This is a genomic window from Halodesulfurarchaeum formicicum, assembly GCF_001886955.1.
GTDB lineage: Archaea > Halobacteriota > Halobacteria > Halobacteriales > Halobacteriaceae > Halodesulfurarchaeum > Halodesulfurarchaeum formicicum.
Window position 1 is genome coordinate 800,773 of record NZ_CP016804.1, and the last position, 10,750, is coordinate 811,522.

General features: G+C 61.7%; 15 protein-coding genes. 4 read left to right on the plus strand and 11 right to left on the minus strand.

What is annotated here, in order from left to right:
* Positions 1-36: 36 nt before the first annotated feature.
* Complete coding sequence (locus HSR6_RS04210; protein ID WP_071932889.1) at positions 37-576, plus strand: CBS domain-containing protein; 540 nt, start codon at positions 37-39, stop codon at positions 574-576.
* Position 577: 1 nt separating this feature from the next.
* On the opposite strand, the gene purM is transcribed toward HSR6_RS04210, so the two are convergent.
* From purM to HSR6_RS04250, 8 genes are all read right to left on the minus strand, one after another.
* Positions 578-1,558, minus strand: coding sequence for a phosphoribosylformylglycinamidine cyclo-ligase (purM, locus tag HSR6_RS04215; protein WP_071932890.1), 981 nt, complete (start codon positions 1,556-1,558; stop codon positions 578-580).
* A 55-nt stretch (positions 1,559-1,613) separates the two neighbouring features.
* Positions 1,614-1,793, minus strand: a complete 180-nt coding sequence (locus HSR6_RS04220) for an AbrB/MazE/SpoVT family DNA-binding domain-containing protein (RefSeq protein WP_071932891.1) — start codon at positions 1,791-1,793, stop codon at positions 1,614-1,616.
* A gap of 76 nt (positions 1,794-1,869) precedes the next feature.
* Positions 1,870-2,751: a class I SAM-dependent methyltransferase gene (locus HSR6_RS04225; protein ID WP_233488554.1), complete on the minus strand. Its 882-nt coding sequence runs from the start codon at positions 2,749-2,751 to the stop codon at positions 1,870-1,872.
* Positions 2,718-3,113: a 6-pyruvoyl trahydropterin synthase family protein gene (locus HSR6_RS04230; RefSeq protein ID WP_071932893.1), complete on the minus strand. Its 396-nt coding sequence runs from the start codon at positions 3,111-3,113 to the stop codon at positions 2,718-2,720. The genes HSR6_RS04225 and HSR6_RS04230 overlap by 34 nt, the downstream gene beginning before the upstream one ends.
* Entirely contained in the window at positions 3,110-4,132 is a 1,023-nt protein-coding gene (locus HSR6_RS04235) for a zinc-dependent alcohol dehydrogenase (protein ID WP_071932894.1), read from the minus strand. The genes HSR6_RS04230 and HSR6_RS04235 overlap by 4 nt, the downstream gene beginning before the upstream one ends.
* A 240-nt stretch (positions 4,133-4,372) precedes the next feature.
* The gene (locus tag HSR6_RS04240; protein WP_071932895.1) at positions 4,373-4,918 is read right to left on the minus strand and encodes a phosphatase PAP2 family protein; all 546 of its coding nucleotides are present in this window, start codon (positions 4,916-4,918) and stop codon (positions 4,373-4,375) included.
* 60 nt (positions 4,919-4,978) lie between these two features.
* Positions 4,979-5,752, minus strand: coding sequence for a CDP-alcohol phosphatidyltransferase family protein (locus tag HSR6_RS04245; RefSeq protein ID WP_394327142.1), 774 nt, complete (start codon positions 5,750-5,752; stop codon positions 4,979-4,981).
* Between the two features lie 66 nt (positions 5,753-5,818).
* Entirely contained in the window at positions 5,819-6,229 is a 411-nt protein-coding gene (locus HSR6_RS04250; RefSeq protein ID WP_233488555.1) for a DUF7475 family protein, read from the minus strand.
* A 135-nt stretch (positions 6,230-6,364) separates the two neighbouring features.
* Between HSR6_RS04250 and HSR6_RS04255 the strand changes: the two genes are divergently transcribed.
* A complete protein-coding gene (locus tag HSR6_RS04255) occupies positions 6,365-7,477 on the plus strand; it encodes a glycosyltransferase (protein ID WP_071932896.1) in 1,113 nt (370 codons plus the stop codon).
* Between the two features lie 52 nt (positions 7,478-7,529).
* Here HSR6_RS04255 and HSR6_RS04260 read toward each other — a convergent pair whose 3' ends face one another.
* The 3 genes from HSR6_RS04260 to HSR6_RS04270 form a co-directional block, all read right to left on the minus strand.
* Positions 7,530-8,120 carry a zinc metalloprotease gene (locus tag HSR6_RS04260; RefSeq protein WP_071932897.1) on the minus strand — a complete coding sequence of 197 codons (591 nt, stop codon included), beginning with the start codon at positions 8,118-8,120 and terminating at the stop codon, positions 7,530-7,532.
* The gene (locus tag HSR6_RS04265) at positions 8,117-9,412 is read right to left on the minus strand and encodes a TraB/GumN family protein (RefSeq protein ID WP_071932898.1); all 1,296 of its coding nucleotides are present in this window, start codon (positions 9,410-9,412) and stop codon (positions 8,117-8,119) included. The genes HSR6_RS04260 and HSR6_RS04265 overlap by 4 nt, the downstream gene beginning before the upstream one ends.
* 67 nt (positions 9,413-9,479) lie before the next feature.
* On the minus strand, positions 9,480-9,695 hold the full coding sequence (locus HSR6_RS04270; protein WP_070364754.1) for a DUF7557 family protein: 216 nt from the start codon (positions 9,693-9,695) through the stop codon (positions 9,480-9,482).
* A gap of 106 nt (positions 9,696-9,801) precedes the next feature.
* Between HSR6_RS04270 and HSR6_RS04275 the strand changes: the two genes are divergently transcribed.
* On the plus strand, positions 9,802-10,245 hold the full coding sequence (locus HSR6_RS04275) for an acyl-CoA thioesterase (RefSeq protein ID WP_071932899.1): 444 nt from the start codon (positions 9,802-9,804) through the stop codon (positions 10,243-10,245).
* Between the two features lie 67 nt (positions 10,246-10,312).
* Positions 10,313-10,618 (plus strand): hypothetical protein, encoded by a 306-nt coding sequence (locus tag HSR6_RS04280; RefSeq protein ID WP_071932900.1) that lies wholly within the window; start codon positions 10,313-10,315, stop codon positions 10,616-10,618.
* Positions 10,619-10,750 lie beyond the last annotated feature (132 nt).

The window sequence follows — 10,750 nt, forward strand, 5'->3', positions numbered from 1 at the left end:
CGAACCTTTATCAATAACTCCCAGTTATAGCCCGGTATGCACCTACCGACCCCCCAGGACCTGCGGGAACGTCGCACCACGCTCGGGTTGACCCAGCGGGAACTGGCCGACCGGGCTGAGGTCTCCCAGCCGCTGATCGCCCGGATCGAGGGCGGTGACGTCGACCCGCGGCTCTCGACGCTCCGGCGCATCGTCGAGGCCCTCGAAGCGGCCGCGGGCGAGGTGATTCGGGCCGAGAGTCTGATGCACGAGACCGTGGTGAGCGTGGGCCCCGGCGATCCGGTCAGTCTCGCAGTCGAGCGGATGCAGGAGGCGGGCTACTCCCAGTTGCCGGTCATCGAGGAGGGAGTGCCAGTCGGATCAATCAGCGATTCCGACGTCATTCAGGCCGGCGAGGCCGTCGGCGAGAAACAGGTCCGTGAGATCATGAGCGAGAGTTTTCCGACGGTCTCCCCCGATGCTGTCCTCTCGGAGATCCGGAGTCTGCTGGAGTACTACAAGGCCGTGATGGTCACCGAGGACGGGACGACGGTGGGGATCATCACCCAGGCCGACGTCGCCGCTCGCGTCAGCTAACTCACTCGGGGTCGAAGCGACACCCGCGAATCTCGACTGTCGAGCCTTCGGTCACGTCGCCGATGATCTGCCCGTCAGTCTCTGCGACGAACGCCTCGGCGTCGGCCGGATCGACGGCGACCACGAAGCCCGTGCCCATGTTGAAGGTCCGGTGCATCTCCTCGTCGGAGACGTTCCCCGCGTCCTGGATGAACTCGAAGACTGGCTGGACTGGGTGGGGATCGGTGATCTCGTAACCGAACTCGCCCATGCGAAAGAGGTTCGTCCAGCCCCCGCCGGTGACGTGGGCCGCCGCGTGCACGTCGTGGGCGTGAATCGAATCCAGCAGGTAGGTGTAGATCCGTGTGGGCTCCAGGAGTGCCTCGCCGATGGTTCGATCTTCACCTGGGAGGGGGTCGTTGTACTCGTGATCGGTCGTGGCGGCTTTTCGAGCCAGCGTGAGTCCGTTCGAGTGCACCCCGCTGGAGGGAATGCCCACGAGTTTGTCACCGACCTGGGCCTCGCCGTCGAGCAACTGGTCCGGGGTCGCCAGGCCGGCCGCGGCCCCGGCCAGGTCGAACCCGGAGATGACTTCGGGGAGGACTGCTGTCTCCCCGCCGACGAGGCTCACGCCCCCGCGACTCGCCCCTTCGGCCAGTCCGTTGCCGATTTCCGCGCTCATCGTTTCGGCGGGTTCCTCGACGGCGAGATAATCGACGAAGGCGACCGGCGTGACGCCGGCGGCCACGAGGTCGTTCACGTTCATCGCGATGCAGTCGATGCCGATGGTCGAATAGTCTTGGAGGGCCTCGGCGACCAGGAGTTTCGTTCCCACCCCGTCGGTGGTCATCGCGAGATAGCGATCCCCGATGTCGATCAGGCCCGCGTAGGCGGTCGTGTCCTCGACGTCTGTCATCGCCCCCACGAGTGCCCCGACCGCGGCCTCGCTCTCCTCGATGTCGACGCCCGCCTCGGCGTAGGTCATCTCCTCGTCCTCGGTCATGCTCTGAGCGGGGTGTCCGGGGGCGAAAAGCGCTACGGTCCGAGCGGTGGCTGGCTCAGTCCAGGTCGACTGTTCCATCCGGCTCCGGCACGACTGTTAGCCGAACTGTCTTTTCGTCCTCGACCTCCCAGCGCAGCTGGTCGCCGTCTTCGAGGTCGAGTGCCGCCCTGATTCGGGCCGGAATCGGGATTTTCGTCCCCAGCACGCTGCTCACGGCACAGACAGGGTCGCTCATTTGTCCGTACTGAATTCCGCAATAGATGATAAGTTTTCGAAGGCTGTGTCGGGGCTCCGGCTGTGAAAATCGACAATCACGAACCCGGCAGTTGATACAGCAGATCGTATTGATGGGCCACGTATGTCAGCTCTCGGGCAGCGAGTTGCCCACGGCGGGTGGCGAGCCAGTCCGTTCTGTCACTACCCGTTCTCTCGGAGAGTGCGGATTCGATGAAATCGAGAATCGTCCGGAGGACGTACCCTTCGTCGACGGGATAGGTCCCGCCGTGCGGTCTGAGGATCCAGTCCGAGCCAGCCATCCCGAGCAGGTCTCCCTTTCGCCGGCGAAACGCCTCGGCGAGATGGCGCCCGGCCTGGGAGTCCCGTCCGGGCTCCGCGTCGATGAACTCGTGGTACGCCTGTTCGACTGCCCGATCTGCGGGATGATCGGGCTGAAAGATCGTCCCGCCGTCGAACGTAATGGGGAGGTAGGCAAGTCCTCCGGGTGCAAGCGCCGATTCGAGTCCTGTGACTAACTTCGACACCCCCACGAGATCACCAAACGCTTGCCCGATGACGAGGTCGACATCCGGTGTGGTTTCCAAGACTTCGAGTCCATCGGCCTGCTCGAAGGTAACTGAAAGTTCGCCGACGGTGAACCCTTGTTCCTGTTCTGTAACCGGAATTCCCTCGTGACGAAATTCGGCCGTTCGGGCGTCTTGGGCGAACGCGATGAGATGTTCAGCCGTGTCGACACCCCGATACCTGCCGCGATCGACACCCCACTCGACCAACTGTGGCAGGATGGTTCCCGTGCCACAACCGATCTCGACAATGGTCGGCTTCTCGGGCAGTGCGGCAAGCAGTTTCTCGCGGATACGACGGGATCGGGCCCGCGAATCGAGTGACCGTTTGGCTTCTAGATACCGGGGGTCCGCGTGATTCATGTCCCGAGGGATCGAGAATGGCTCGCCCACGAAACCTCGTCCTCCCACATCCGTATCTGCAGGTGATCGGGGGTTGGATCCGTCAGCGCCTGCTCGACGCGATCACCGAACAGCCGCGCGAAACGCTCGACGCTCGGATTCTGCCCGTCGAATTCCGGAAGTTCGTTGAGCAACTGATCCCGATAGCGCCCCTCGAGATCATCGAGAATCGCCTCGACCGCGTCGATGTCGACGAGATAGCCGTACTCTCCCAACTCAGAACCGCCAAACCGGACCTCGACGGTGTACTGGTGGCTATGTGGGTCCCCCTCCGCGCCGGGATCCGGGACGGTGAGGAAATGCTGTGCGATGAACGATCGCCTGACGGTCAGTTCGTATGAATGGTCGGTCATTGGTTTGACTGTGAATACGTGAGCAGGACCTGGAGGGCTTTTGCCGGGTGCTGGTCGAGGAGCCGATACGCCTCCGGGGCCTCCTCGAATGGAATGTGGTGGGTGATGAGCGACTCGACCGGCAACGATTCGAGGTTGTCCAGTGTCACCGCCGTGCGGCGGTCGTAGGTCCACCGGCCGCGAAGATCCGGTGACAGCGTGCTCACCTGGCTCGATTCGATCGAGATGCGGTCCCGATGGAACTCTCCACCGAGTGCAAGCGTGGTGGGTTTGGTCCCGTACCAGGACCCCACGATAATGCGACTGTCATAGCCCGCAAGTGCCCGGGCCTGGTCCAGCGCCGAGGGGTTCCCCGAGATCTCGTAGACGATATCGGCCCCATCGGGACCCGGCAAGTCACTCCACCGATTCGTCGAGAGTTCGGCCGGGGCGACGGTGGTGTCAGCCCCCATCTCTTTTGCCCGGTCACGACGCGAAGAGAGCGGGTCGACCACGAGCAGTTCCGACAGCGGAAACCCGGCCAGAATCCCGATCGTACTCAGGCCCACGACGCCAGCACCGAAAACGGCGACCCGTTCGCCCATCTTCGGGGCGCCGTCGAGAATCAAATTCGTCGCCGTCTCGACGGTTGGATACATGGCCATTTCCACGGGGCCGACGTCCTCCGGGACCGGTATGAGCTCCGAGGGGCGAGCACAGAACCGGGTCTCGTGGGGGTTGAATGCCATGACCGTCTGTCCCAGCCACTCCTCGTCGACGGCCGAACCCGTCTCGATCACCTCTCCGACCGATGCATAGCCGTAGCGTAACGGATAGGAGAGATCGCCATCGAGGGCGTCGAGTGATTCATCGGCCGGGAGATCCGTCGGGGCCTCGCCGCGGTAGATCAGCAACTCTGTCCCCGGGCTGATCGCCGACACTTGCGTCTCGACTACGACTTCCGAATCCGAGAGGGTCGTCGATGTCTCCCGGAGTTCGACGGATTCGGGGCCGGTAAAGTAAAGCGAGGTTCGGTCCATCAGTTCGGGGGCACCCCGGCCCCGAGGATCGGACCGTCGGTTGGTCGATTCGGTGTGACCCTCGGACAGGTCCTGTCAGCAGTGCGCTGCTCTATCATGCACCCAGGCCACGCCCCATGGGCGATCTGTCCCCGGTTTCCCTGCATCAACGTTGCACCATTACACTATGTGTCGGGATCCCTAATCACAGTTCGGATTGTTGAGGAATTCGATCGGGAGACGTACCGAAGGGTGGATCGGTCAGTCAAACAGGGACACTCGGTCGGAAGCCACTATTCGGTCGGCGAGTAGGACGGTGCCAATTCCGATCATGACCCCGGCCACCGTATCCGACAGGAAATGTGTCCCGAGATACACACGGGAGATGGCGACGGTCACGGCAAACACCGTGGTGATGAGTGTCGGGAGGACGTTCGACCGGGATGCGACCATCGCGTAGACTGTGACCGCTGCTGCATGCCCGGACGGAAACGAATGGGCAACCGTCTCGCCACCACCAGTCAGACAGACCGGGTGTGGCGGAAATGGTCGCTGAACGGTCCCCATTAGCGTGGCGACGATTAGCCCGCTGAGTGCCAGTGAGACCAGCGTCAATTCGAACTCCCGTTCCCAGTCGGCTAGATAGAACAGGCCCAGAAAAACGATCCCGGCGGACGCCGACCCGAGTCCCGTCACCGAAGTCATCACTTTCGTCACGACCGGACGTCGGACTCCCACGACGAAGTCGACGGCGAGCGAGTCGAACCACACCACGAGTTCAACGAGTTCGTGGACGACCTGCACCATTGGCTACCCGCTGATTCAGGCTGGAGGTACATGGTTTTGCTGCCGGACACACCGAATCTGCTATGTGACCTCTCGGGAGAGCCGACCGGTAACGACGAGGTAGTCCCGCGCGAAAACCAGCAGTGAAGCGGCCAATGCGAACGGCGCGACAGCCAAGACGTATCTCCTCGGTGCCACCGGCACGAGCGCAATGGTGAGAAATACCATCTGCATCCCGGCCAGATACCTTCGAATCACGCTTTCGGGCAGATCGTAAACCGGCTGGTCACGCTGTCCTCGCCAGGCCAACCCGCCACGATACACGTATTTGGCGGCCGAAAGAAGGAGATACCACACCGGCAAGAACTCCCAGCGGACGGCCACGAGCGGTGCGGCCACGAATCCGAACGTGTCGAATGCCATGTCGAGTCGCGCCCCGAGGGGCGTCTCCTCGCCGACCGACCGGGCGATCAGGCCGTCGAGTTTATCGAGGACGACACCGCTCCCGTATGCCACTGCTGGCACCCAGACGAGGGGCGGCTCGGGTGGAACGACGATGAACCCCGCGACGACTGCATACAGCGCCCCACGGAGCAACGTCAACGTGTTCGCGATCCCGAGTACCCCGCCCAACAGTCGGTCAGTAGCCGCCGCCGGAACGAGGGAGTGATTGACGTACGTCCATTGTGCAGCCAGGAAGAGCCCGGCGAGGATCGCCGGGTCCAAAACGCCGGTGTCAACACGCTCCAGTGGATAGAGCGTCCGGAGCGTGAGGGTGAGTAGAATGGCACCCACGAGCGGTATCCCCACTTCAATACTGACGGGGAGTGACCGTTTCGGGGACTGTTCCATCAGTTTCACTTCAGGCCCCCACATCGTTACCGTTTCGACCGGATCAACATCGGGGTGCGGTGCATCGAATTACGAACGCAAGAGGGCGATGAGAACCCCGACCAACACGAGCTGGGCGATTTTGTCGATGGCCCCGAAGGTGCCGACATCGGCCGGGAAACTCTTTGGCCCACTGGCAAAGTTGATGACGTACCACAGCACGAGTTGGACCAGCACGAAGGGAATGCCGACTCCATAGACCAACCGGCGTCGATATCCACGCAACACGAGCACAATTGCACCGAGAAATCCGAGTCCTGCGAGCAGGAAGCTGATGCCTAACCCGGACGGAAAGAACCTGAGTCCGAGCAGGAGGTGAATCGCGCCGGTCACGAGGGCGGCACCGATCCCGACCCAGTGGAGCCCGGTCAACGATGCTGTCTGAAGTCCCCCTCTTCCGATGTACTTGTTGCCATGTGACACACATTGGTTGGCAATCATATAGTCGTGCTGTCGTCGGTCCTCCCTGCCGCGGCCAGCTTCGACGGTACGTCGAAAACGGCTGCTCGATTGGCACGGTGGCTACCGGCAGGTGAGGGAAGGAACAATATACCGCTCGAACCCACTAGAAATCGTATGGCTCGGGTCGCCGTGGTTCACAACACGCTCGACTTTCAGGGTGGGGCCGATGCCGTCTGCCTTGCCACCTGTGAAGCGATCCTCCGCGATCACGAGGTCGCCCTGTTCACCATTGGTGAAACGGACCCGGCCGTCCTCGCTGCTCGATTTGACGCGGACGTAACCGGTCTCGACGTTCAGCGGCCACCGCTGAACTCGGTGATCGGGACGGCCGTTACGGCACTCGGTCCACGTATCGGCCCCCAATTGGCATTCCGGAGCGTGCTCGTCAGCTGGTACTATCAGTCCCACGCCGATGAGTTCGATCTCGCGGTGAGCACCGCCAACGAGATGGCACTTCCCGAGCCCTCGATCCAGTACGTTCACGACCCGCAGTACCACCGCAACAGACTCGATGGGACTACTGAAGGGCGACTAAACCCGTTGTGGAGTTGGTTCGGTAGCCCTGACACGGAATCGCTGCAAGAAGCGACCGTACTCGCGAATTCTTCGTACACTGCCGACCGAATGGCCGAGATATACGGTGTCCGACCACAGGTGGTTCACCCACCGGTCGACGCCATCGATAGCACGCGTCCGTGGGAAAACCGGGAGCAAGGAATCGTCGTCGTGGGACGAATCGCCCCGGATAAAAACGTCCTCCAGGGGATCGAAATCGTCGATCGGCTCCGCGAGCGCGGGATCGATATCCACTTGCACATTGCCGGCTCGGCACCACCGACCTATCGATCGTATGTGAAGAGAGTCGAGACGGAAGCGAGAAACCGGTCCTTCGTAACTGTTGAACGAAACCTCTCGCGAGATCGACTCGAGTCCCTGCTTGGCGCACACCGATACGGGCTCAACCTCAAACGGGACGAACACTTCGGCATGTCCGTTGCAGAGTACGTCACAGCCGGCATGATTGCCTTTGCACCGAATCACGGCGGCCAGCGGGAGATCCTGGACGACCGCTCCGATCGATTGTTCGATTCGATTGCTGGCGCCGTTGACCTGATCGAACGGGCGATCGAAACCGGGGCCCGGCCCTCGCTCCCCCGGGATCGATTCGGTCGGGACCGGTTCAAAAAGGAGATGAGAGAGCACGTCAACGCGACGCTGAACCAGTGATCGGTTCTGTATTTCGGGAGCGGGAGCCTGCTAACCGTTGAAAGAAGGCTGTTTAGAAGCCGAAGATCGCCCAGATGGCGAGCAGGAGACTCGGCACGAAGGCGAGCACGTAGACGGCGGTGTTCCAGTCCCGGACAGTCGCCCCATCGAGTGCGCCGATCGGGAGGAGGTTGAAGGCCGCGAGCAGGAGGTTGATCGTCACACCACGACTCCCCAGCAGCGGGGCGAACAGGCTCACCGGAACGAACAGCGCCGCGAGCGCCAGGTTCGTCACCGGGCCCGCGAGTGCGATGAGGCCGTGCTGGCGATTCGTGAGCTGCCCGCGGTGATAGACGGCACCCGGGGCCGCAAAGACGATCCCGGCAAGCCCACCAGCGATCGCGACCAGGAGCATGCCGTAATCGGCCTGAAACCGGGCCCACTGGTCGAAGTGGATCGCGACGACCTTGTGGGCGAGTTCGTGCAGGAGAAACCCCACGCCGACGGTGAGCAGGCTTACGACCATCGCCGAGACAAACGCGGGGCTGAGGAGGAAGGGGACGATCGTGTTGGGGCGCACACGTTCGAAGAAAAACGCAAAGGCCAGGCCGAGAGCCAGCCAGGCCACGAGCAGATCACGGATTTCCCGACGATCGAGTCTCATAGTAACGCCTGGACGAGGATGTCCGCGCCGTTTCTGGCCCCCGCGAGCATCGCGTTCGAGATGGCGCCGACACTCTCGAACTCCTCGCCCATGTGTGGCAGGACGAGGAAGGGAAAGAGCACCGAGGCGATCATGCTACCGACGTTGGTCAATGCGACGATGACGATCAGCCGAAAGAGCCCCACGTCGAGCATGTTCGAGACCAGATCGCCAATTGGGGACTCTTCGTCATCGAGAATTTCGTTGAGCCGGCCGATGTCCGAGACGTTGACGGTGGTGTGGCGCAGTTCGACGTAGCCGGCGAACCAGCCAGGCGCAAGCAGCGGGTTGATACTCGTGAGCCAGGCCACTAGCCCGCCCACGCCGGCCGAGGTCCAGTGGGCACCCGCCAGTTTCGCCAGCGTGAACGCGAAGATCCCGTTGAACAGGAACCACGCACCAAAGACGGCGAGCAGCGTGGGCTGGTCGGCCCCGGAGAGCGCAAGCAGGGCGAAAAAGAGCAGGAATCCCAGGGTGAGCACGTAGCCGAAGGCCTTCCTGAGCGAGAATCGCTTCGACTGGCGCTGCTCCAGGGCGTCCTTCGGGGGCAGAGTCTCGGGTGATTCGAGGTATTTCAGAATCCCCGCCTCGTGACCGGCTCCGACGACTGCTACCACGTCGAGGCCCGCGGCTCGAAGGTCGTGCAGGTTATGGGCGATGTAGGCGTCCCGCTCGTCGATCAACGTTTCGGCCGCCGTGGGGCTGAACTGCCGGAACTCCTCGATCATCGCCGTGACCACGTCGTTGTCCGTCAGTTCCTCGAGTTCGAACTCCTCGGCCTCCTGTCCGCCAACTCCGGCGATCGCCAGGGTCAACTCCCAGAGCAGGCCCAGTTTCTCTCGCAGGCCGATGCCGGCCCAGAAGCGCTGAATCGTCAGCTGGATGTCCCGATCGACCAGGGCCACGTCGGCTCCGATTCGTTCAGCGGCGTCGATCCCGGCCCGCATGTCCGCGCCGGGTTCGACGTCGAACTGATCGCCCAGTCGCTTCTGCACGTAGGAGAGCAGCCAGTAGGCCAGGAACTGGTAGGCTGCACTGCCCCGGAGCAACTCTTTGGGGTCGATGTCCTCGGGGTCTTTGCCCTTGAACTGCCGGTAGCGGTTCTCGTCGAGTTCGACAGCCACGACATCGGGCTGTTCGGCCTCGATCACCGACTCGACTTCCGCGGCGCTCTCCTCGGAGACGTGGGCCGTCCCGACGACACGAACGGAGCCCTGTTCGCTTGTGTCCGTCTCCGGGCTCCCGACACTCATTGTACGGGGTGAGGGGGTCGGCGCTTAAAGGGATGACGAGGGATGGTTCGAAACCGTCTGGTCAAGTTCATCTACTTGACCGCCCTTTGAGGTCGTTATCCAGTTCCTCGCGAGTGTTTTTGACGGATTTCTCAAATCCCTCGACGTCCGACATGGCCCCAAACCCGTCCATAAACAGCTGATCGCGGATGAGCCGGAGAATCGTCTCGCTTGGGCTTTCTCCCTCTCTTTTCTGTGTTTCGAGTCTCTCCCAGGCTTTCTCGCTAATCTCGATACGTTTCATTGTCAACGGACCAGATTGCCATCTGAGATTTGTTTCGGGATCGCGTAAGTATTTGCGGAGTGCGCAGGTCGACACACTCAATTCGCCCCCGAGAAAACGGGACTGCATGCCCGACTTACTCTCGACTCGAATCACGAACCGCTGGGTCGTCCGCTCCTCGCATGCGAACCACCTCGGGACCGCACACGGCGGGTCGATCGTCAAGTGGATGGACGAGGTCGGCGGGATGGCTGCAGTCCGGTTTGCGGGCCAGTGGTGTGTGACTGCCCACATGGACAGCGTGGACTTCGTCCAGCCGATCGAGGTCGATGATGCGGTCCGGGTGGAGGGCTATGTTTACGAGGCCGGCGAGACCTCTGTCCAGGTGCACGTCGAGGCATTCAAGGAGGACATGCGGACCGGGGAGGGCGAACTCGCGAGCGAGGCGGATATCGTCTACGTGGCGGTCGACGAGGACGGTGAGCCGTCTCCCGTTCCGGAACTGCAAATCGACTCGGAGGAGGGTGAACGACTGAAACAGGCGGCGGAAAGCGACTCGAAAGCAGATTGACGAAAGAGAGTTAGCTAGCTCTTACTCCGCCCAAAACGACTTGCACCTCCGTTCTGAGTATGGAAGTATGAGCTCGGAACCCTCTCGAGTTGAGATCCGTGCATCGGAACAATTGATCGAGCGGGTTGTGGTGTTAGCTTCTGTCCTTGGAGAGGACCAGTCGGCGATTCTGGTCCGTGCAATCCAGGACTACCTGAAGCGCATCAGCGATGATGAAGAAATTGTTCAGGAGATTGCTGGATCGTACTACGATGACGAGATCTCTTTCGAAGAACTCGAAGGGCTCCTCGGGACGAAGGAAGCCAAAAATCATCGTGTCCTGAAACAGCAGCTCTCCGCAGAGTTTGTCGACACTGTAGTTGATTCGGAGTGAGTCACAGTGATTATCGTTCGAAATCGCTGACCGTTGAACGTTCGTTTTGGCCACTCTATTTCGATTTCACCGTTCTAACTCCTGTTGAACGTGCATGTCCACCTGCCTGAACAGAAGGAGTGCAGCGAAAAG

Excerpts from the sequence above, each read along its gene's own strand:
- HSR6_RS04210 (WP_071932889.1), top strand. The coding sequence starts at position 37 with ATGCACCTACCGACCCCCCAGGACCTGCGGGAACGTCGCACCACGCTC.
- HSR6_RS04260 (WP_071932897.1), bottom strand. The coding sequence starts at position 8,120 with ATGAGACTCGATCGTCGGGAAATCCGTGATCTGCTCGTGGCCTGGCTG.
- HSR6_RS04280 (WP_071932900.1), top strand. The coding sequence starts at position 10,313 with ATGAGCTCGGAACCCTCTCGAGTTGAGATCCGTGCATCGGAACAATTG.
- HSR6_RS04250 (WP_233488555.1), bottom strand. The coding sequence starts at position 6,229 with ATGATTGCCAACCAATGTGTGTCACATGGCAACAAGTACATCGGAAGA.
- HSR6_RS04230 (WP_071932893.1), bottom strand. The coding sequence starts at position 3,113 with ATGACCGACCATTCATACGAACTGACCGTCAGGCGATCGTTCATCGCA.
- HSR6_RS04255 (WP_071932896.1), top strand. The coding sequence starts at position 6,365 with ATGGCTCGGGTCGCCGTGGTTCACAACACGCTCGACTTTCAGGGTGGG.
- HSR6_RS04240 (WP_071932895.1), bottom strand. The coding sequence starts at position 4,918 with ATGGTGCAGGTCGTCCACGAACTCGTTGAACTCGTGGTGTGGTTCGAC.
- HSR6_RS04270 (WP_070364754.1), bottom strand. The coding sequence starts at position 9,695 with ATGAAACGTATCGAGATTAGCGAGAAAGCCTGGGAGAGACTCGAAACA.
- HSR6_RS04265 (WP_071932898.1), bottom strand. The coding sequence starts at position 9,412 with ATGAGTGTCGGGAGCCCGGAGACGGACACAAGCGAACAGGGCTCCGTT.
- HSR6_RS04235 (WP_071932894.1), bottom strand. The coding sequence starts at position 4,132 with ATGGACCGAACCTCGCTTTACTTTACCGGCCCCGAATCCGTCGAACTC.
- HSR6_RS04220 (WP_071932891.1), bottom strand. The coding sequence starts at position 1,793 with ATGAGCGACCCTGTCTGTGCCGTGAGCAGCGTGCTGGGGACGAAAATC.
- purM (WP_071932890.1), bottom strand. The coding sequence starts at position 1,558 with ATGACCGAGGACGAGGAGATGACCTACGCCGAGGCGGGCGTCGACATC.
- HSR6_RS04275 (WP_071932899.1), top strand. The coding sequence starts at position 9,802 with ATGCCCGACTTACTCTCGACTCGAATCACGAACCGCTGGGTCGTCCGC.